This window comes from Yoonia sp. KMU-150 (assembly GCF_056858355.1).
Map to the genome: position 1 here is coordinate 851,347 of NZ_JBXEQF010000001.1, position 19,783 is coordinate 871,129.

Consider the following 19,783-nt stretch of genomic DNA (forward strand, 5'->3'; position numbering starts at 1 on the left):
TTGAGGGTAAACGATGGCAGACTTGACGATACGTGCATTAGTTGATCGGGTTGCGTCAGGCGATATTCGAATTCCTGCATTTCAGAGGGATTTTGTGTGGGAACCTGAGCAAGTCGCATTTCTCATTGATAGTATATACAAGAACTTCCCGATCGGCACGATCGTGTTCTGGCAAACAGACAACAGGCTTAACACCGAAAAAAAGCTAGGCTCGTTCGAGTTGCCTGAGCCCAAAAGAGATTATCCAGTAAACTATGTACTCGATGGGCAGCAGCGCCTCACTAGTCTATTTAGCGTTTTTCAAACTGAATTAGAACCTACTGATAATGACTGGGCCGACATATACTTCGATCTTGAGGCTCAGAATAATCCTCAAGACACCTCGTTTTTCGCTCTGGATACTGAGGAAGCTGATCTTGCAAGGCATTTTCCAGTTAAGACATTTTTTGATACTGTAGCATATCGTGTTGCCACAAAAGATCTAGCTGATGAGAAGCTAGAAATGGTTGATCGTGTGCAATCAATTTTTAAAGAGTATCGCATTCAGAACCAGACTTTCGAGACTCAGGATAGAAACCAAGTCGCTATCGTTTTTGAACGCATTAATAGGGCGGGAACCGAACTTGATTTATTCGAGTTGCTTGCTGCATGGAGTTGGTCAGATGATTTTGACCTAATTGAAAAATTTAGGGAGCTACAAGATAAGATTTCGGAGCACGGTTTTGAAGAATTGACCACTGAAAGAGACCTGCAACTAAGGACCTGTGCCGCTGTTATCACCGGTGAAACATCACCCAGCAAAATTCTGGACCTTCAAGGTGATGATATCCGAGCAAGGTTTCTTGAAATCGAAGCAGGAATTTTGGGGGCTATTGATTTTCTCAAAAGAGAACTTTCGGTAACAAATTTCAAGATGCTGCCATTTCCAGGTATCTTAGTTCCACTCAGTACGTTTTTTGCCACAAACAAAAAGGATGGTGTAAATTATAGCGACAAACAGAAGTCAAAATTAGTTGAGTGGTTTTGGAGATCCATTTTTACGAGGAGATTTTCTTCGGATGTATCTGCGAGACAGGCAAGCGACATAAGAGAAATGCGGGCACTCCGAGATGATGAAACCCATAATTTTAAGTTTTCCAGCTTTGAGTTAAAAATAGACTTTCGGAAGGCCCGATTCTCTACCGGTAATGCTAATTCTAGGGCACTCATCTTGATGTTAGCAGGAAGGTCACCTCACTCGTTTCTGAGCGGGGCAAAGATCGATACTGCAAAAGTTCTGAAAAAGGGCAGCAAGCATGAGTTTCATCATATTTTCCCACGAAAGCATCTTGAGGATCTAGGATTTGAGCCCAGAGATATTAATTGTCTGGCAAACTTCTGCTTCTTGACGCGAAGTGATAATAATTCAATAAAAGCGAAGGCGCCGGAAGTCTACTTCACTGACATTTCTGAAGATAACCGAAAAAAGTATTTGAAGCAGGCGCTTTGTAAATTCTCGGATAGAGAGCTCAGTTTTGAAGAATTTGCTGACGAACGTGCGAATAGGCTCTCGGACTTAGCTAAGAAACTTGCGGGTAGTGATGTTTAGCCCCCCTTGCCACCCCACACCCTCCAAGCTATACGCCCCCAACCACCCAGCCTCGGATTCGTCCGGGGCTGTGTGTTTTGTCGGGATCGTGGGGCCTCGCCCCCACAAATCCGACACCTAACCGGGCACCTACGGGGGCCTCTCACATCAGGATCGGGGCACATGCCTGCGGTCCGCCAAGCAAACGGAAGAAGCTAACATGGCACTCAAGTCGTACAAACCGACGACGCCGGGCCAGCGTGGGCTGGTGCTGATCGACCGTTCGGAGCTTTGGAAAGGACGTCCCGTCAAATCCCTCACCCAGGGTCTGACGAAATCGGGCGGCCGGAACAACACCGGACGGATCACCTCGCGTCGTATCGGCGGGGGCGCAAAGCGTCTCTATCGCATCGTCGATTTCAAGCGCAACAAGCTGGATATGTCCGCTGTCGTCGCCCGGATCGAATATGACCCGAACCGCACCGCCTTCATCGCGCTGATCCAGTACGAAGACGGCACACAGAATTACATCCTCGCCCCCCAGCGCCTCGCTGTCGGTGACAAGGTCGTGGCCTCCGCCAAGGCCGACATCAAGCCAGGCAACGCGATGCCGTTCTCCGGCATGCCCATCGGAACGATCGTTCACAACATCGAGCTGAAGGCAGGCAAGGGCGGCCAGATCGCACGCGCCGCGGGCACCTACGCCCAGTTCGTCGGTCGTGATGGCGGCTACGCCCAGATTCGCTTGTCCTCGGGCGAGCTGCGTCTGGTGCGTCAGGAATGCATGGCCACCGTCGGTGCCGTGTCCAACGCCGACCACTCGAACCAGAACTTCGGCAAGGCCGGCCGCACCCGCCACAAGGGCATCCGTCCTTCGGTCCGCGGTGTCGCGATGAACCCGATCGACCACCCGCACGGTGGTGGTGAAGGCCGCACATCCGGTGGCCGGACACCCGTGACCCCATGGGGCAAGGACACCAAGGGTAAACGTACCCGCAACAAGAACAAAGCGTCGCAGCGGCTTATCGTCCGTTCGCGTCACGCCAAGAAGAAGGGCCGGTAATTCATGGCACGTTCCGTCTGGAAAGGTCCGTTCGTCGACAGCTATGTCTTGAAAAAGGCAGAAGCATCGCGCGAAAGCGGCCGCAACGAAGTGATCAAGATCTGGTCGCGTCGTTCCACCATTCTGCCTCAGTTCGTTGGTCTCACCTTCGGTGTGTACAACGGCAAGAAGCATATCCCCGTCAACATCTCGGAAGACATGATCGGTCAGAAGTTCGGTGAATATTCCCCGACCCGCACCTATTACGGTCACGCCGCAGACAAAAAAGCGAAGCGGAAGTAAGCCATGAGCAAGGATACCAATCCCCGCCGTGTGGCCGACAACGAAGCACGTGCAAAACTGCGCATGTTGCGGACTTCGCCACAGAAACTGAACCTCGTTGCTGGCCTGATCCGCGGCAAGAAAGTCGAAAAGGCCCTGACGGACCTGACTTTCTCCAAAAAGCGGATTTCGGACGACGTGAAGAAATGCCTTCAGTCGGCCATCGCCAACGCCGAGAACAACCACAACCTTGACGTCGATGAACTGGTCGTCGCCGAAGCCTATGTCGGCAAGAACCTGATCATGAAGCGCGGACGCCCCCGGGCCCGCGGCCGTTTCGGCAAGATCATCAAGCCGTTCTCGGAAATCACGATCGTCGTGCGTCAAGTTGAGGAGCAAGCGTAATGGGTAACAAAGTCAATCCCGTCGGTATGCGTCTGCAGGTCAACCGCACCTGGGACAGCCGCTGGTATGCCGATACCAAGGACTACGGCGACCTTCTGCTCGAAGACCTCAAGATCAAGGCCTTCATCAAGGAAGAGTGCAAGCAGTCCGGCATCAGCCGCGTGATCATCGAGCGTCCGCACAAGAAGTGCCGCGTCACGATCCACGCCGCCCGCCCCGGTGTCATCATCGGCAAGAAGGGTGCGGACATCGAAAGCCTGCGCCAGAAACTCGCGCAGCTGACCAAGTCCGAACTGCACCTCAACATCGTCGAGGTCCGTAAGCCGGAGCTGGACGCCATGCTGGTCGCCGAAAGCATCGGTCAGCAGCTGGAACGTCGTGTTTCGTTCCGTCGCGCGATGAAACGTGCGGTGCAGAACTCGATGCGGATGGGTGCCCTGGGTATCCGGGTGAACCTCGCCGGTCGTCTTGGCGGTGCCGAGATTGCGCGGACCGAATGGTACCGTGAAGGCCGCGTGCCTTTGCACACCCTGCGGGCCGACATCGACTATGCGCTCTACGAAGCGATGACGCCCTACGGCATCATCGGGATCAAGGTCTGGATCTACAAAGGCGAGATCATGGAGCACGATCCATCCGCGCACGACCGCAAACATGCCGAGCTGCAAGAGGGCGCTGTCCCTCGCGGCCCGCGTCGCTAGGAGGCAATGTAAATGCTACAGCCAAAGCGTACAAAACACCGCAAGCTGCACAAGGGCCGCATCAAGGGTGAAGCAAAGGGCGGGTCCGACCTGAACTTTGGCACCTACGGCCTGAAGGCGGTCGAGCCGGAGCGCATCACCGCGCGCCAGATCGAAGCCGCACGCCGTGCCATGACGCGTCACATGAAGCGTCAGGGCCGCGTCTGGATCCGTATCTTCCCGGACACCCCCGTGACCTCCAAACCCGTCGAAGTGCGTATGGGTAAGGGTAAGGGCTCGATCGACTTCTGGGCTTGCAAGGTCAAGCCCGGCCGCATGATGTTCGAAATCGACGGCGTCGCCGAACCCATCGCCCGCGAGGCCCTGCGCCTTGCCGCGATGAAGCTGCCCATCAAGACCCGGACCGTGGTGCGCGAAGATTGGTAAACGGGGTCTCGCTTGAGCGAGGCACCGAGGCGGAGGCAGTCGCTTTCTCTTGAGAAAACGATGAGAGCGCACCAAGTCAGAACATGAAAGCCCCGCTGAACGATCAGCGGGGCTTTCATATTTATATCGGTCAATTAAGAGGAACAGAGTTGAGAAGTGGTTGATAGCTAAATTCGTTCATACCTTACATTGTTCCGGCTATCTACGCCGAGATCACGTAGCATCGGAAATTTACCAGCCGCTACCTGAGCGCGAACCGCAACGCCAGTGTCCGATTTTGCACGTGTATCATTAGGCCACAAATTTCCGGCTAGCTGCCTAGCGGTTACTCGCTGTCCAAGCTGTAAGCCTTGCGCATTACGCTCAATCATTTCAATAAGTTGTTGGTCCATAACTCACCCCCACCGATAGTTGAAACTCACCGACACCCGTTCGTCCTCCGACATATTCATCGGCACCTCGTGCCGCAGCCAGCTTTCCCAGAGCAGCACGTCGCCGACCTCCGGCTTCACATACACGAACTGCCGTAAATGCTCCGGCGCATCTTTCCGACGGGGCGGGGCGGCCATCATCATGGCGAGGCGCGGGTCCTCGAACTTGATGGCGCTCGTATCTGCTGGCATCGCGACGTAGGTCGTGCCGGAGATCACCGCGTGGGGGTGGATATGCGCCGTGTGGATGCCGCCCTCGGGCAGGATGTTGATCCACAGATCCTCCAGCTTGAGCTTCCTGTCACCCAGATCGAAGTGCAATTCCTTGGCAAAGGCCTTCACGTGCTTGTCCAGCACCTTCTTGAGGTCCTTGAAGATCGGAAACCGCCACGGCAGATCGGTCAGCGACGCATAGGACGTATACCCCGGAAAATCATGCGCCTCGCACCACTCCTGCCCGGCCTCGTCGTCATTCGCGATCACGTCGCAGGACCGCGCCAGCTCGTCCGGGTCGATGGGCTTGCCATGCGCCGAAAGCGGTGCGCGGTAGAGCGGGGTGGTGAAAAGCGACGTGATCTTTGGCATGAATGCGGGGACCTTCCTGTCCAAGTGGTCGTCAGAGTGGCCAGTTCGCAAGTTCCGCAAGAAAATGCAAATCGCCCTTGGTAACCTGAAATACATGGCGCGTACCGCTGACCGCTTCCAGCCGCAACGGATTGTCCCCGGTGCCGCTGACGATCGTCACCCGTTCCGACCCGATGGCAAGATACCCGCCCGCGTTTTCACAATAGACCGATTGTTCGGTCGACAGCCCCGTCGTGATCGCCTGACTGAAGCGACAGTCTTTCATCAGTTCGGGGATCGCCACCGAGAACGCCGCGGGGATATCATCACCGGCCGTGTCGTCTTGATCGCCGGGCTGACTGGAAAATGCCAACACGCCGGCACCGCTGGACAATACCTGCAGACCAAGTGCGAACAAGGCCGGGTCGTTCGATGTGAGTGTCGCGGAAAGCGCCGCTGCGTACGCGTCTGTTCCCGGCGTGGCCAATGCCGACGCCAACTGCTGTGCGTCGGATCCATCAAGATAGGCAGTCAGCTCCGTATCGGCGGAATCCGATTTCGGTTGCTGCCCCATCGTTTCCGGCGCGACGATCCGCGGCCCTGCCCAGTCGGTTCCGTCGATTTCGTCGTCGGTCTGGGCTGCGCCCGGACCGCCTGCGACAAGGCAGGCCAGCAGGTAACAGGTAATGGGGTGCGATGAAAAATGCATGGGTGAAAGACCTCCCAACGGTCAGAAAAGCGAAAACGATGCGGTCTTGAACGTCTTGATCGCGACAAGGGTAATCAGCCATGTCGTCGCCATGATGCACAACATGACTTTCATGGTGAACGCAGCCTTCTGCACCCGAAACAACACTGCGTTGCGATCGTATGGCAGTTTGTCGACCTTTTGGGCCTCCATCTTGGCGAGCGTGCGGGAACTTTGCGCCGCACCGCAGACATACTGGGCCAGGTCGAACCCGAGTGCCGTCAGCGACAGGATCAGTGGCGGGGCAACCTGAATGGGCGAAAGGAAGGCTGCCTCGTCAAGTGACGCGCCTTCCAGAACGAAGGTCAGGCATGTCGCGATGACGCCCAGCGAGATGGTCCAGATCCGGTTCGATACCTTTTCGGTGAACCAGTTTAGGTTCTCGATAACTGCAGAACGGTTCGCCATCGAAATCGGTTCTCTGTTTCAAATTCGGGCACCACAGGTGCAGTGCTGAAAAGGTGCTATTGCCGGACAACACTAGTATTCCGGTCGCGCGTGTCGCAACCCCTTGCCACCCAACCACTTCCCCCCTATACGGCGCACTTCACCTCCATCCACTGGATCAGGGGTCACGCATCCATGCGGCCTCCCAGTGTCTGAAACAAAGGAAATATGGCATGAACGCCAACGAGTTACGCGACAAGACGCCGGACCAGCTCCGTGACGATCTGACCAATCTGAAAAAAGAATCGTTCAACTTGCGCTTCCAGCAGGCGACAGGCCAGATGGAAAACACATCCGCCATCCGCGCCGCCCGCCGCAACGCCGCGCGCGTGAAAACCATTCTGAACGAAAAAGCAGCCGCTGCCGCAGGGGAGTCCAACTAATGCCAAAGCGTATCCTCTCCGGGGTTGTGACAAGCAACCAGAACGCCCAGACCGTCACCGTGTCGGTCGAGCGTCGCTTCAAGCACCCGCTGCTGTCCAAGACCGTGCGGAAATCCAAGAAGTACCGCGCGCACGACGAAAACAACGCTTTCAACGTCGGTGACCAGGTCCGTATCCAGGAATGTGCACCGAAATCGAAAACCAAACGCTGGGAAGTGATCGCCTCCTAGGACGGCCACCACCAGCCACAACGAAACCCTGGGGCCCCGGTCGGAAATCGGGACAGACCCCATAGGTCGGAAGGAAACCAAATGATCCAGATGCAGACCAACCTGGATGTTGCTGACAACAGCGGCGCGCGCCGTGTTCAGTGCATCAAGGTTCTGGGTGGTTCCCACCGTCGTTACGCGAGTGTCGGTGACATTATCGTCGTATCGGTGAAGGAAGCCATTCCACGCGGTCGTGTGAAGAAGGGTGACGTCCGCAAGGCCGTCGTCGTCCGCACGTCCAAGGAAGTTCGCCGTGACGACGGCACCGCGATCCGTTTCGACTGCAACGCGGCCGTGATCCTGAACAACAACAACGAGCCTGTCGGCACCCGTATCTTCGGGCCGGTTGTGCGCGAGTTGCGGGCCAAGAACTTTATGAAAATCATCTCGCTCGCTCCGGAGGTGCTGTAAATGGCCGCCAAGCTGAAAAAAGGTGACAGCGTCGTCGTTCTTGCCGGCAAGGACAAGGGCGCCAAGGGCACCATCACCTCCATCGACCCCAAAGCCGGCAAGGCCGTGGTCGACGGTGTGAACATGGCGATCCGCCACACCAAGCAATCGCAAAACAGCCAAGGTGGCCGCACACCCAAGGCGATGCCGATCCAGCTTTCCAACCTGGCGATTGTCGATGCAAACGGTAAGGCAACCCGCGTCGGCTTCCGCATGGATGGCGACAACAAGGTGCGTTTCGCCAAGACAACAGGGGATGCGATCTGATGCTCGATACAGCAAACTACACCCCGCGCCTTCGCACGCTTTTCGTGGACACCATCCGCGCAAAGATGAAGGAAGAGTTCGGCTACAAGAACGACATGCAGATCCCGCGTCTGGACAAGATCGTCCTGAACATCGGCTGCGGCGCAGAAGCTGTCCGCGACAGCAAGAAGGCGAAGACGGCGCAGGAAGACCTGACCACCATCGCCGGCCAGAAGGCCATGACGACGACGGCCAAGAAATCCATCGCCGGTTTCCGCGTCCGCGAAGACATGCCGCTGGGCGCCAAAGTCACGCTGCGCGGCGACCGCATGTATGAATTCCTCGATCGTCTGATCACGGTCGCCATGCCACGTATCCGCGACTTCCGCGGCGTGTCCGGCAAATCCTTCGACGGCCGCGGCAACTATGCCACCGGCATCAAGGAACACCTGATCTTCCCCGAGATCAACTTCGACAAGATCGACGAGAACTGGGGAATGGACATCGTTATCTGCACCACTGCAGCAACCGACGCTGAAGCAAAGAGCCTGTTGAAGCACTTCAACATGCCTTTCAACAGCTGAGCGGGAAGGAACTGGAAATGGCTAAGAAATCCATGATCGCACGCGAAGTGAAGCGTGAAAAGCTGGTGGCGCAGTATGCCGAAAAGCGTGCAGCCCTGAAGGCGATCATCAACGACAAAGAGAAGCCCGTGGAAGAGCGGTTCAAGGCGACCCTTGAACTGGCGAAACTGCCGCGCAACTCGTCGGCTGTGCGTCTGCACAACCGGTGTCAGCTGACCGGGCGTCCACACGCCTATTACCGTAAACTCAAGATCAGCCGGATCGCGCTGCGGGACCTCGGTTCCAATGGCGAAATCCCCGGCATGGTCAAATCGAGCTGGTAAGGAGCATATGATATGAACGATCCTATCGGTGATATGCTCACACGTATCCGCAACAACCAGATGCGCGGCAAGGCGACGGTGGAATCACCTGCCTCCAAGCTGCGCGCCTGGGTGCTGGATGTGCTGGCCGACGAAGGCTACATCCGCGGCTACGAAAAGATCGACGGCAAGGATGGTCACCCCGCCCTGCGCATCGAACTGAAATATTACGAAGGCACTCCCGTCATTCGCGAAGTGAAGCGGGTCTCCAAGCCCGGTCGTCGCGTTTACATGGGCGCCGATGACCTCCCGTCCGTCCGTCAGGGCCTGGGTGTGTCGATTGTCTCCACCCCCAAGGGTGTGATGTCGGACGCAAACGCACGGGCCGCCAACGTCGGCGGCGAAGTGCTCTGCACCGTATTCTAAGGAGAGCGCAATGTCTCGTATTGGTAAGAAAGCGATCGACCTGCCCGACGGTGTTTCGGCATCCGTCTCCGGTCAGACCGTCGAAGTGAAGGGTCCCAAGGGCACCCGCAGCTTCAAGGCGACAGACGATGTGACGATCACCGTCGACGGCCAGTCCGTCTCGGTGGAGCCACGCGGCAAATCCAAGCGCGCCCGTCAGCAGTGGGGCATGTCCCGCACGATGGTCGCCAACCTCGCCGAAGGCGTCTCCAACGGCTTCAAGAAAGAGCTGGAGATTTCCGGTGTGGGTTACCGCGCACAGATGCAGGGCAATGTCCTGAAACTGTCGCTGGGCTACAGCCATGACGTCAATTTCGAAGTGCCCGAAGGCGTGACGGTGACTGCTCCCAAGCAGACCGAGATCGTCGTGGAAGGGATCGACCAGCAGCTTGTGGGCCAGGTCGCGGCGAACATCCGCGAATGGCGCAAGCCCGAGCCGTACAAAGGCAAGGGTATCAAGTACAAGGGCGAATTCATCTTCCGCAAGGAAGGCAAGAAGAAGTAAGGAACGCGACAATGGCAAACAGCAAAAGAAGTCTGTTTCTGAAACGCCGCATGCGCGTTCGGAACAAGCTCAAGAAGGTCACGGCAAACGTGGGTCGCCCCCGTCTGTCCGTGCACCGCTCCAACAAGAACATCAGCGTTCAGCTGATCGACGATGTGAACGGCGTCACCTTGGCGTCCGCGTCTTCGCTCGAAAAGGATCTGGGCGTGGTCGGCAAGAACAATGTCGAGGCCGCAGCAAAGGTAGGTGCCGCAATCGCGGAACGCGCCAAGAAGGCGGGCGTCGAGGTTGCGTATTTCGACCGTGGTGGTTTCCTCTTTCACGGCAAGGTCAAGGCTCTGGCCGACGCTGCCCGTGAAGGTGGTCTGAAGATCTAGGGCAAGCGCAGGGCGCGGGGTTCGCTCCGCGCCTTCGATGATTCGGGCGCATCCAGCGCACTGGGATCGGATAAATCGGGGTTCACCCTGCCATGGGTGCCCACATCAAAAGGACTGCATTTATGGCAGAACGTGAGAACCGCGGCCGTGGCCGCAACCGTGAAGAACAGACACCCGAATTCGCCGACCGTCTGGTCGCGATCAACCGTGTGTCCAAGACCGTCAAGGGCGGTAAGCGCTTTGGTTTCGCAGCCCTGGTGGTTGTGGGCGATCAAAAGGGCCGCGTCGGCTTCGGCAAGGGCAAGGCCAAAGAGGTGCCGGAGGCGATCCGCAAGGCGACAGAATCCGCCAAGCGCAACATGATCCGCGTGCCCCTGCGCGACGGCCGCACCCTGCACCACGACACCACCGGCCATCATGGTGCCGGCAAGGTCGTGATGCGCACCGCTCCCGTGGGAACCGGCATCATCGCCGGTGGTCCGATGCGTGCCGTCTTCGAAATGCTGGGCGTGCAGGACGTCGTGTCGAAATCGACCGGTTCCGCCAACCCCTACAACATGATCCGCGCCACGCTGAACGGCCTGCAGTCCGAACAGTCGCCGCGTCACGTCGCACAGCGCCGTGGCAAGAAGGTCGCCGACATCCTGCCCAAGCGCGATGTCATCGACGAGCAGAGCGATGTGGCCCACAACACGACCGACGCGCAAGCGACAGTCGACGGTTAAGGAGAGTTTCAATGGCCAAGACAATCGTCGTCAAGCAGGTGGGCTCCCCCATCCGCCGCCCCGCCAAACAGCGTGCCACGCTGATCGGCCTGGGCCTGAACAAGATGAACCGCACCCGCGAACTGGAAGATACCCCCTCCATCCGCGGCATGGTGAACTCGGTCAGCCACATGGTCGAGATCATCGAGGAAAAGGGCTGACACTCTTTTCTGTCGGTAGGGCGGGGCTTCGACCCGCCGAACGATACAGTCGCCCCGCAGGAAACTGCGGGGCGTTTTTCATTCTTCGACCGGCTGCTGAACCCTCCGCCCGCCCCCCTCCCTTGACGCCCCCACCCGCATCCAGCACGGTCCGGCCATCCCGCCCAAGGACCGCCCGCATGCTCACCCCCGATCTCATCACCGACACCTACGCCGCGATCCGGTCCGCCACGATCCGCACGCCGCTGGTGCCCGCGTCACGCCTGTCCCGGCAGTTGGGGATCGACCTGCATCTCAAACTCGAAAATCTCCAGCATACCAACGCTTTCAAGGCCCGCGGCGCGCTGGCCAAACTGCTCACCCTCACCGATGCGCAGAAACAGGCCGGCGTCATCGCCTGCAGCGCCGGCAACCACGCGCAGGGGCTTGCCTATCACGCGACCAGGCTGGGCGTCGCCTCCACCATCGTCATGCCGCAGGGCACCCCCTTCAACAAGGTCAAGCGCACCCAGGATTTCGGCGCAAAGGTCGTTCTGCATGGCGACGGTTTCGACGAAGGCGTGCAGTTCACCCTCGACCTGGCCGCGCGCGAGGGTCTGACCTTCGTGCACCCCTTCGACGATCCGATCGTCGCCGCAGGGCAGGGGACCGTCGCCATCGAAATGCTGGAACAGGCCCCCGACCTCGACGTGATCGTCGTGCCCATCGGCGGCGGCGGTCTGATCGCGGGCATGGCCGTGGCCGCCAAGGCGATGAAGCCGGAGATCGAGATTGTTGGCGCACAGGCCGCGGTCTTCGACGCCGCAAAGGCGGATTTCGACCGCGCGGAACCACACTTCGCCGGATCGACGCTGGCCGAGGGGATCGCCGTGAAATCGCCGGCCTCCGCGAACCTTGCCATCATCCGCAGCCACGTCACCCGCGTCGACAGCGCCAGCGAAATCGAGATCGAGCAGAGCGTTTTCGATCTGCTCTCCGCCGAAAAGCTGGTCGCCGAGGGCGCACCCGGTGCCGGGCTTGCCGTCATCAAGAACCGGCTCGCGGATTACGCGGGCAAGAAGGTTGGCCTCGTGATCTGCGGCGGCAATATCGACTCGCGGCTGTTGTCGACGCTGATCCTGCGCGGCCTCGTGCGCGACGGCCGGATCACACGCCTGACGTTCGAGATCGACGACACGCCGGGTCAGTTGGCCAACATTTCGCGCATCATCGGCGAGGCGGGCGCCAACGTCGTCGAGGTGATCCACCAGCGCATGATGCAGTCGGTCTCGCTGAAGCAGGCCGAACTCGACGTGGTGATCGAGGCGCGTGACGGTGGGCATGTCCGTGACATTGTTGATACCCTGCGCGCGGAAGGGTTCCGGCTGTGCACCGACAGCGGACTCTGACCGAAAATCCGTGCGCTTTGCCCATCTTGGATCGCGTCACATCAGTGCACGCGCTGTGCACGCCCGGTGCACGCATTTCATACCGCAGAATTTCGGTTGAGATCGCGGGGCAAAGCCCTCTTGATCCCGAACTGACCCACCGCTATACGCCGCCAGTCGGCACAGAGAATCCGACGCATTTGAAACGCCGTGTCTGACCGCTCCCGTCGCTGGGGGTCACTTCCGGCAAAAGGAGAAGCGACAATGTACAAGTTGAACGAACTGTCCGACAATCCCGGCGCAACCAAGCCACGCAAGCGCGTCGGTCGTGGCCCCGGTTCCGGCATGGGCAAAACTGGTGGCCGTGGTATCAAGGGTCAGAAATCCCGCTCCGGCGTGGCCATCAAGGGCTACGAGGGCGGCCAGATGCCGCTCTATCAACGTCTGCCAAAGCGCGGCTTCAACAAGCCGAACCGCAAGACGTTCGCCGTCATCAACCTGGGCCTGATCCAGAAATTCATCGACGCGGGCAAGATCGACGCGAAGAACGACATCACCGAGGAAGCGCTGGTCGCCTCCGGCGCACTGCGCCGCGCCAAGGACGGCGTGCGCGTGCTGGCCAAGGGCGAGCTGACCTCGAAGGTCAACATCTCCGTGACCGGCGCATCCGCCGGTGCCGTCGAAGCCGTTGAAAAGGCTGGCGGCAAGCTGACCGTGACCGCACCAAAAGAAGCGGCGGCCGAGTAACGCCTTGTGAGCGGCGTAACCGTCGCCTACATAAGGTTTTGATTTCCCAAACGCCGCCGACGGGGAACCGTTGTGCGGCGTTTCTTGATGAAAAGAGACATGCATGGCATCCGCAGCTGAACAAATGGCAGCCAACATGAGCTGGGGCGCGCTTGGCAAGGCGACCGAACTGCGCCAGCGCATCCTGTTTACCCTTGGCCTTCTGTGCGTCTATCGCCTTGGCACCTATATCCCCGTTCCGGGCATCGACGGTGCCGAACTGCGCGCCTTCATGGACGAGGCGGCAGCGGGTATCGGCGGTATCCTGTCGATGTTCACCGGTGGTGCGCTGTCGCGGATGGGTATCTTTGCCCTCGGCATCATGCCCTACATCTCTGCCTCGATCATCGTGCAGCTTTTGGGGTCCATGTGGGAACCGCTGAAAAACCTCAAGAAAGAGGGTGAACAGGGGCGGCGCAAGCTGAACCAGTACACCCGCTACGGCACGGTTTTGCTGGCGACGGCACAGGCCTACGGCCTTGCGAAATCGCTCGAGGCCGGTGGCCTCGCCTCCGATCCGGGGCTGTTCTTTACCGCCTCCTGCGTCATCACGATCGTCGGCGGCACCATGTTCCTGATGTGGCTGGGTGAGCAGATCACCGCGCGCGGCATCGGCAACGGTATCTCGCTGATCATCTTCGTCGGCATCATCGCCGAAATTCCGGCCGCCATGGCACAGTTCCTGAGCCAGGGTCGATCGGGCGCGATCAGCCCGGCGGTTATTGTCGGCGTGATCCTCATGGTGATCGCGATCCTGACCTTCGTGGTCTTCATGGAACGCAGCCTGCGCAAGATCCACATCCAGTATCCGCGCCAGCAGCGTGGCATGAAGGTCTATGACAGTTCTTCCAGCCACCTGCCGATCAAGGTGAACCCCGCGGGTGTGATCCCCGCGATCTTTGCCTCGGCCCTGCTGTTGTTGCCCACCACGATCAGCACGTTCAGCGGCGGATCCACCGGGCCGGTGATGTCCACGATCCTGGCCTACTTCGGCCCCGGTCAGCCGCTCTATCTGCTGTTCTTCGGCGGCATGATCGTGTTCTTCACCTACTTCTACACCAAGGAAGTCGCGTTCAAGACAGAGGATGTGGCCGACAACCTCAAGAACCAGAACGGCTTTGTTCCCGGCATCCGGCCCGGCAAGAAGACGGCGGAGTACCTCGATTACGTCGTGACCCGCATTCTGGTCCTTGGCTCCGGTTATCTTGCGCTCGTCGCGCTGCTGCCCGAAATCCTGCGCGCGCAGCTGGCCATTCCTTTTTACTTTGGCGGGACGTCGGTTTTGATTATCGTGTCCGTGGGGATGGACACGATTCAGCAAATCCAGTCGCATCTTCTGGCCCATCAGTACGAGGGGCTGATCGAAAAGTCTCAACTGCGTGGCAAGCGTGGCGGGGCCAAGCGCAAGGGACCGTCGCGTCGATGAACATTATTCTGCTGGGACCGCCGGGTGCGGGTAAGGGGACACAGGCGCGCAGGCTGGTGGACGAACGCAACATGGTGCAATTGAGCACCGGCGACATGCTGCGCGCGGCCCGTACCTCGGGCACCGACATGGGCAAGAAGGTTGCCGCCGTCATGGACGCGGGCAAGCTCGTGACCGACGAGATCGTCATCGGCCTGATCCGCGAACAACTGGAAAAGGACGACGGTGCCGACGGCTATATCTTTGACGGGTTTCCGCGGACGCTGGCGCAGGCCGACGCGCTGGGTGAACTACTGGCAGACATGGGCGAGAACCTCGACCGTGTCATCGAAATGCAGGTCGACGACGACGCGCTCGTCGCGCGGATCACGGCCCGCTCCACCTGCGGCGGGTGTGGCGAGGTCTATAACGACAATACCAAACCGATCCCTGCCGACGGCAAGTGCAGCAACTGCGGCGCCTCCAATTTCCAGCGTCGCGCCGATGACAACGAGGAAAGCCTCAAGACCCGGTTGCTGGCGTATTACAAGCAGACGTCGCCACTGGTCGGCTACTACTATGCCAAGGGTGATCTGGCGTCGGTGGACGGCTTAGCCAGCGTGGATGAAGTGGCCGAGAGCATTAGGGCTGCTCTTGACTGAACAGATATCTACCACTTGTGAAATCCCTCCGGACCTACAAGAAGCATTTGTTTTGTTTTGCGAAGCATCTGCCGATTATCGTGAGATAAGTCGATCTGTAAGAAACCGTATGGCTATCGCGAGTGTCGTTGGAGTTTTTATTTTGCTAGCGCTAAATTACCTTATCGGCGCTCCTTTTATTCTAGTCCTTTTTTGCTTAGCCGCACCGTTTTTTGTACCTAGCAGACAAGATGAATTGGACGGGTTAAGACAGCAGATGAGCCAAATTTCTGCAATGTTTGAAGCTGACGATTTAGCGATCGGATCGGATCCGGGTGACAGGGTGAATGTTTATCCGCTTTCTTGGGTGAAAGGTGTAGAAGCAAGGGCTTGACGCTCCCGTCCAACACTCCTAAAAGCCACCATCCCGGAAGGGAATCGCATGAGGTCGCACCTCATTTGACCACCTCGATATGACTGTGGCCCGCGCTCCAAAGCTGCGGGCTTATGTTGTGAAAAAAGGGTCTGGCATCACGGACCCGCAACGAAAAGGAATAGCACACGTGGCACGTATTGCCGGCGTCAACATCCCGACTGCAAAGCGGGTTCCAATCGCCCTCACCTACATCACCGGTATCGGCAACTCGACCGCCGAAACCATCTGCGAAGCCGTGAACATCGACGCCTCCCGTCGTGTGAACCAGCTTTCGGACGCGGAAATCCTTTCGATCCGTGAATACATCGACGCGAACCTGACCGTCGAGGGCGACCTGCGCCGCGAGACGCAGATGAACATCAAGCGCCTGATGGACCTTGGCTGCTACCGTGGCCTGCGCCACCGCCGCAACCTGCCTGTGCGCGGTCAGCGGACATCCACCAACGCACGCACGCGCAAGGGCCCCGCAAAGGCCATTGCCGGCAAGAAGAAATAAGGGAGGGCTGATCTTATGGCACGCGATACTCGCCGCACGAAAAAGAAGGTCTCCAAGAACATCGCCGCCGGCGTTGCGCATGTGAATTCTTCCTTCAACAACACCAAGATACTGATCTCCGACGTGCAGGGCAACGCCATTTCGTGGTCGTCCGCCGGCACCTGCGGGTTCAAGGGATCGCGGAAATCCACACCCTACGCCGCCCAGATGGCCGCAGAGGATGCGGGCAAGAAGGCACAGGATCACGGCGTCAAGACGCTGGAAGTCGAAGTGCAGGGCCCCGGCTCGGGTCGTGAAAGTGCGCTGCGCGCGCTGGCCGCCGTCGGGTTCAACATCACGTCGATCCGTGACGTGACGCCGATGGCGCACAACGGCTGCCGCCCACCCAAGCGCCGCCGCGTCTAAGACATTACCGAACGCCTTGGGGTCGTGGTTTTCCACGGCCCCAATCCGTCATTTTGAAACCTCGGGCGTTTGCCTTTTGGACATGAAAGGCAGACAGGAATGGAGGGACACATGATCCACAAGAACTGGGCTGAACTGATCAAGCCGACACAACTGGACGTGAAACCGGGGAACGACCCCGCACGCCAGGCCACGGTGGTCGCCGAACCGCTGGAGCGTGGCTTCGGCCTGACGCTCGGCAACGCGCTGCGCCGCATCCTGATGTCGTCGCTGCAAGGCGCCGCGATCACAGCCGTGCAGATCGACAATGTGCTGCACGAGTTTTCATCCGTGTCCGGTGTGCGTGAAGACGTCACCGATATCGTGCTGAACCTCAAGGGTGTCGCGATCCGCATGGAAGTCGAAGGCCCCAAGCGCCTGAGCGTTCAGGCCAAAGGCCCCGGCGTCGTCACCGCCGGTGACATTTCGGAGACCAACGGTATCGAGATCTTGAACAAGGATCACGTGATCTGCCACCTCGACGATGGTGCGGACCTCTATATGGAACTGACCGTCAACACCGGTAAGGGCTATGTCGCCGCTGACAAGAACAAGCCGGAAGACGCGCCGATCGGCATGATTTCGATCGACGCGATCTATTCGCCGGTCAAGAAAGTGTCCTATGACGTGCAGCCGACCCGCGAAGGTCAGGTGCTGGACTACGACAAGCTGACCATGAAGGTCGAAACCGACGGGTCGCTGACCCCTGACGATGCCGTGGCCTATGCCGCGCGCATCCTGCAGGACCAGCTGTCGATCTTCGTCAATTTCGACGAGCCAGAGTCCGCCTCTGCCGGGTCCGACGACGACGGGCTGGAGTTCAACCCGCTGCTGCTCAAGAAAGTGGACGAGCTGGAACTGTCCGTGCGGTCGGCAAACTGCCTGAAGAACGACAACATCGTCTATATCGGTGATCTGATCCAGAAAACCGAAGCCGAGATGCTGCGCACGCCGAACTTCGGCCGCAAGTCCTTGAACGAGATCAAGGAAGTGTTGTCTGGCATGGGTCTGCACCTTGGCATGGACGTCGAGGACTGGCCGCCGGACAACATCGAGGATCTGGCCAAGAAGTTCGAAGACGCGTTCTAGAATACCGCGCGGCGGGATCATCCCCGCCGCGTGTCATACCCCCTGGGCAATTCAGCCCCAATAAAGGCGCTTCCGACACGCATCGGACAGCCCACCCTAACACAAAATGGAGACTTTCAAATGCGTCACGCAAGCGGCTACCGCAAGCTGAACCGGACCCACGAACACCGCAAGGCGATGTTTGCAAACATGGCCGGTTCGTTGATCGAACACGAGCAGATCAAAACGACTCTGCCCAAGGCAAAAGAACTCAAGCGCACCATCGAAAAGCTGATCACGCTTGCCAAGCGCGGCGATCTGCACGCCCGCCGTCAGGCCAACGCCCGCCTGAAGCAGGAAATGCACACAGCCAAGCTGTTCGACGTCCTTGGCCCACGCTACGCCGAGCGTCAGGGCGGTTACGTCCGCGTGCTGAAGGCCGGTTTCCGTTACGGTGACATGGCACCGATGGCGATCATCGAATTCGTCGATCGTGACGTGGATGCCAAGGGTGCCGCCGACAAGGCCCGCTTGGTCGAGATGGACGACGCTGAATAAGCGCCGTTTCCGTGCAGGATTTCACAAGGCCCCGTGTCGGAAGACGCGGGGCCTTGTTGCTTGATAGCGGGAAATCTTTTCGAAAAGATTTGCGCAGACTTTTGGAAAAGTCTGCATTGCGACCTGTGCGCTAAACATTGAGACTGATGATCATGGCAGACCTTTTCGACACTGGCGCAAAGGCGCAGGATACCGGTCCGCGACCGCTCGCCGACCGGCTGCGCCCGCAAAAGCTGGCCGAGGTGATCGGGCAAGAGCAAGTGCTTGGCCCCGATGCGCCGCTCGGCGCGATGCTGGCGTCCGGGTCGCTGTCGTCACTGATCTTCTGGGGGCCGCCGGGTGTCGGCAAGACCACCATCGCGCGTCTGCTGGCAGATGAAACGGACCTGCATTTCGTGCAGATCAGCGCGATCTTTACCGGCGTGCCGGACCTGCGCAAGGTGTTCGAGGCGGCCAAGATGCGGCGGGCGAACGGCAAAGGTACGCTGCTGTTCGTCGATGAAATCCACCGTTTCAACAAGGCGCAGCAGGACGGATTTCTGCCCTACATGGAGGACGGGACGATCCTGCTGGTCGGTGCCACCACGGAAAACCCGTCGTTCGAATTGAACGCCGCCGTGCTGTCCCGCTCGCAGGTGCTGATCCTGAAACGGCTGGACACGGCCGATCTGGAACTCTTGATTCAGCGAGCCGAGAAAGAGCTGGGCAAACCATTGCCGCTCGACCCCGCTGCGCGTGACGCGCTGATCAACATGGCGGACGGCGACGGGCGCGCGGTTCTGAACCTGATCGAGCAGATCGCCGCGTGGAAGACTGAGGGCAAGCTGGGTGTCGATGACCTGACCAAGCGGCTAATGAAGCGCGCGGCGAAATACGACAAGACCGGTGACGAGCATTACAACCTCATTTCCGCTCTGCATAAATCCGTGCGTGGGTCGGACCCCGATGCGGCACTCTACTGGTACGCGCGAATGCTGACGGGGGGCGAGGACCCGCGCTATCTGGCGCGGCGCATCACACGCATGGCGGTCGAGGATATCGGGCTGGCGGACCCGCAGGCGCATCGTGTGTGTCTGGATGCGTGGGAAACCTACGAGCGGCTAGGGTCACCAGAGGGGGAACTGGCCTTGGCCCAAGCGGTGACCTATCTGGCGCTCGCGCCGAAGTCGAACGCGGGTTACGTGGCCTACAAGGCGGCGATGAAGGCAGCCAAGCAAACCGGATCGGAGCCGCCGCCCGCCCATATCCTGAACGCGCCGACGACGCTGATGAAGGAACAGGGGTTCGGCGCGGGCTATGCCTATGACCACGATTCAGAGGACGGGTTCAGCGGGCAGAACTATTTTCCCGACGACATGAAACGCGGGGTCTATTACCTGCCAGTGGATCGCGGATTCGAGCGGGAGTTGAAAAAGCGCGTAGATTATTTCGCCGGGCTGCGCGCGAAGAGGAACAAGTCGTGA

30 protein-coding genes are annotated in these 19,783 nt (G+C 58.9%); 27 read left to right on the top strand and 3 right to left on the bottom strand.

Annotation, left to right across the window (positions count from 1 at the left end):
- Positions 1-13 precede the first annotated feature (13 nt).
- The 6 genes from AC04PH_RS04005 to rplP all read left to right on the top strand — a co-directional run bounded on the left by AC04PH_RS04005 (position 14) and on the right by rplP (position 4,423).
- Positions 14-1,588, top strand: a complete 1,575-nt coding sequence (locus AC04PH_RS04005; RefSeq protein ID WP_483064451.1) for a GmrSD restriction endonuclease domain-containing protein — start codon at positions 14-16, stop codon at positions 1,586-1,588.
- A gap of 199 nt (positions 1,589-1,787) precedes the next feature.
- Entirely contained in the window at positions 1,788-2,630 is an 843-nt protein-coding gene (gene rplB, locus AC04PH_RS04010; RefSeq protein WP_483064452.1) for a 50S ribosomal protein L2, read from the top strand.
- 3 nt (positions 2,631-2,633) lie between these two features.
- Positions 2,634-2,912, top strand: coding sequence for a 30S ribosomal protein S19 (rpsS, locus tag AC04PH_RS04015; protein WP_339932844.1), 279 nt, complete (start codon positions 2,634-2,636; stop codon positions 2,910-2,912).
- A gap of 3 nt (positions 2,913-2,915) precedes the next feature.
- Positions 2,916-3,296, top strand: coding sequence for a 50S ribosomal protein L22 (gene rplV, locus AC04PH_RS04020; protein WP_483064453.1), 381 nt, complete (start codon positions 2,916-2,918; stop codon positions 3,294-3,296).
- Entirely contained in the window at positions 3,296-3,997 is a 702-nt protein-coding gene (gene rpsC / locus AC04PH_RS04025; RefSeq protein WP_483064454.1) for a 30S ribosomal protein S3, read from the top strand. The genes rplV and rpsC overlap by 1 nt, the downstream gene beginning before the upstream one ends.
- Before the next feature lie 12 nt (positions 3,998-4,009).
- Positions 4,010-4,423 carry a 50S ribosomal protein L16 gene (gene rplP / locus AC04PH_RS04030; RefSeq protein ID WP_483064455.1) on the top strand — a complete coding sequence of 138 codons (414 nt, stop codon included), beginning with the start codon at positions 4,010-4,012 and terminating at the stop codon, positions 4,421-4,423.
- Between the two features lie 395 nt (positions 4,424-4,818).
- Here rplP and AC04PH_RS04035 read toward each other — a convergent pair whose 3' ends face one another.
- From AC04PH_RS04035 to AC04PH_RS04045, 3 genes are read right to left on the bottom strand one after another with little or no spacing between them, the layout of a single operon-like run.
- Positions 4,819-5,439, bottom strand: coding sequence for a TIGR02466 family protein (locus AC04PH_RS04035; RefSeq protein WP_483064456.1), 621 nt, complete (start codon positions 5,437-5,439; stop codon positions 4,819-4,821).
- A gap of 31 nt (positions 5,440-5,470) precedes the next feature.
- Entirely contained in the window at positions 5,471-6,127 is a 657-nt protein-coding gene (locus tag AC04PH_RS04040) for a hypothetical protein (protein ID WP_483064457.1), read from the bottom strand.
- A gap of 21 nt (positions 6,128-6,148) precedes the next feature.
- Complete coding sequence (locus AC04PH_RS04045; protein ID WP_483064458.1) at positions 6,149-6,574, bottom strand: hypothetical protein; 426 nt, start codon at positions 6,572-6,574, stop codon at positions 6,149-6,151.
- 212 nt (positions 6,575-6,786) lie between these two features.
- On the opposite strand from AC04PH_RS04045, the gene rpmC reads away from it, so the two are divergent.
- The 21 genes from rpmC (at position 6,787) to AC04PH_RS04150 (ending at position 19,783) form a co-directional block, all read left to right on the top strand.
- The gene (gene rpmC / locus AC04PH_RS04050; RefSeq protein ID WP_483064459.1) at positions 6,787-6,996 is read left to right on the top strand and encodes a 50S ribosomal protein L29; all 210 of its coding nucleotides are present in this window, start codon (positions 6,787-6,789) and stop codon (positions 6,994-6,996) included.
- Positions 6,996-7,226: a 30S ribosomal protein S17 gene (gene rpsQ, locus AC04PH_RS04055; RefSeq protein WP_483064460.1), complete on the top strand. Its 231-nt coding sequence runs from the start codon at positions 6,996-6,998 to the stop codon at positions 7,224-7,226. Before rpmC ends, rpsQ begins: the two co-directional genes overlap by 1 nt.
- Before the next feature lie 81 nt (positions 7,227-7,307).
- Positions 7,308-7,676 (top strand): 50S ribosomal protein L14, encoded by a 369-nt coding sequence (rplN, locus tag AC04PH_RS04060; protein ID WP_483064461.1) that lies wholly within the window; start codon positions 7,308-7,310, stop codon positions 7,674-7,676.
- Positions 7,677-7,982, top strand: coding sequence for a 50S ribosomal protein L24 (gene rplX / locus AC04PH_RS04065; RefSeq protein ID WP_483064462.1), 306 nt, complete (start codon positions 7,677-7,679; stop codon positions 7,980-7,982).
- Entirely contained in the window at positions 7,982-8,545 is a 564-nt protein-coding gene (gene rplE, locus AC04PH_RS04070; RefSeq protein WP_483064463.1) for a 50S ribosomal protein L5, read from the top strand. The genes rplX and rplE overlap by 1 nt, the downstream gene beginning before the upstream one ends.
- Positions 8,546-8,562: 17 nt before the next feature.
- A complete protein-coding gene (gene rpsN / locus AC04PH_RS04075; RefSeq protein ID WP_339932874.1) occupies positions 8,563-8,868 on the top strand; it encodes a 30S ribosomal protein S14 in 306 nt (101 codons plus the stop codon).
- Positions 8,869-8,880: 12 nt separating this feature from the next.
- Positions 8,881-9,273 carry a 30S ribosomal protein S8 gene (gene rpsH, locus AC04PH_RS04080; protein ID WP_483064464.1) on the top strand — a complete coding sequence of 131 codons (393 nt, stop codon included), beginning with the start codon at positions 8,881-8,883 and terminating at the stop codon, positions 9,271-9,273.
- A gap of 10 nt (positions 9,274-9,283) precedes the next feature.
- Complete coding sequence (gene rplF, locus AC04PH_RS04085) at positions 9,284-9,817, top strand: 50S ribosomal protein L6 (protein WP_483064465.1); 534 nt, start codon at positions 9,284-9,286, stop codon at positions 9,815-9,817.
- An 11-nt stretch (positions 9,818-9,828) separates the two neighbouring features.
- Positions 9,829-10,194 (top strand): 50S ribosomal protein L18, encoded by a 366-nt coding sequence (gene rplR / locus AC04PH_RS04090; RefSeq protein ID WP_483064466.1) that lies wholly within the window; start codon positions 9,829-9,831, stop codon positions 10,192-10,194.
- Positions 10,195-10,316: 122 nt separating this feature from the next.
- Entirely contained in the window at positions 10,317-10,919 is a 603-nt protein-coding gene (gene rpsE / locus AC04PH_RS04095; protein ID WP_483064467.1) for a 30S ribosomal protein S5, read from the top strand.
- 11 nt (positions 10,920-10,930) lie between these two features.
- Positions 10,931-11,119 (top strand): 50S ribosomal protein L30, encoded by a 189-nt coding sequence (gene rpmD / locus AC04PH_RS04100; protein ID WP_483064468.1) that lies wholly within the window; start codon positions 10,931-10,933, stop codon positions 11,117-11,119.
- Between the two features lie 179 nt (positions 11,120-11,298).
- Entirely contained in the window at positions 11,299-12,507 is a 1,209-nt protein-coding gene (locus tag AC04PH_RS04105; protein ID WP_483064469.1) for a threonine ammonia-lyase, read from the top strand.
- Between the two features lie 243 nt (positions 12,508-12,750).
- On the top strand, positions 12,751-13,233 hold the full coding sequence (gene rplO / locus AC04PH_RS04110) for a 50S ribosomal protein L15 (RefSeq protein ID WP_483064470.1): 483 nt from the start codon (positions 12,751-12,753) through the stop codon (positions 13,231-13,233).
- Positions 13,234-13,357: 124 nt separating this feature from the next.
- Positions 13,358-14,698: a preprotein translocase subunit SecY gene (secY, locus tag AC04PH_RS04115; protein ID WP_483066145.1), complete on the top strand. Its 1,341-nt coding sequence runs from the start codon at positions 13,358-13,360 to the stop codon at positions 14,696-14,698.
- Positions 14,695-15,339, top strand: coding sequence for an adenylate kinase (locus AC04PH_RS04120; RefSeq protein WP_483064471.1), 645 nt, complete (start codon positions 14,695-14,697; stop codon positions 15,337-15,339). Before secY ends, AC04PH_RS04120 begins: the two co-directional genes overlap by 4 nt.
- A gap of 109 nt (positions 15,340-15,448) precedes the next feature.
- The gene (locus tag AC04PH_RS04125; protein WP_483064472.1) at positions 15,449-15,712 is read left to right on the top strand and encodes a hypothetical protein; all 264 of its coding nucleotides are present in this window, start codon (positions 15,449-15,451) and stop codon (positions 15,710-15,712) included.
- Between the two features lie 169 nt (positions 15,713-15,881).
- Complete coding sequence (gene rpsM / locus AC04PH_RS04130) at positions 15,882-16,250, top strand: 30S ribosomal protein S13 (RefSeq protein ID WP_483064473.1); 369 nt, start codon at positions 15,882-15,884, stop codon at positions 16,248-16,250.
- A gap of 15 nt (positions 16,251-16,265) precedes the next feature.
- On the top strand, positions 16,266-16,655 hold the full coding sequence (gene rpsK / locus AC04PH_RS04135) for a 30S ribosomal protein S11 (protein ID WP_483064474.1): 390 nt from the start codon (positions 16,266-16,268) through the stop codon (positions 16,653-16,655).
- Positions 16,656-16,766: 111 nt separating this feature from the next.
- Positions 16,767-17,783 (top strand): DNA-directed RNA polymerase subunit alpha, encoded by a 1,017-nt coding sequence (locus AC04PH_RS04140; RefSeq protein WP_483064475.1) that lies wholly within the window; start codon positions 16,767-16,769, stop codon positions 17,781-17,783.
- A gap of 120 nt (positions 17,784-17,903) precedes the next feature.
- Entirely contained in the window at positions 17,904-18,320 is a 417-nt protein-coding gene (gene rplQ / locus AC04PH_RS04145; RefSeq protein WP_483064476.1) for a 50S ribosomal protein L17, read from the top strand.
- 152 nt (positions 18,321-18,472) lie between these two features.
- On the top strand, positions 18,473-19,783 hold the full coding sequence (locus AC04PH_RS04150; protein WP_483064477.1) for a replication-associated recombination protein A: 1,311 nt from the start codon (positions 18,473-18,475) through the stop codon (positions 19,781-19,783).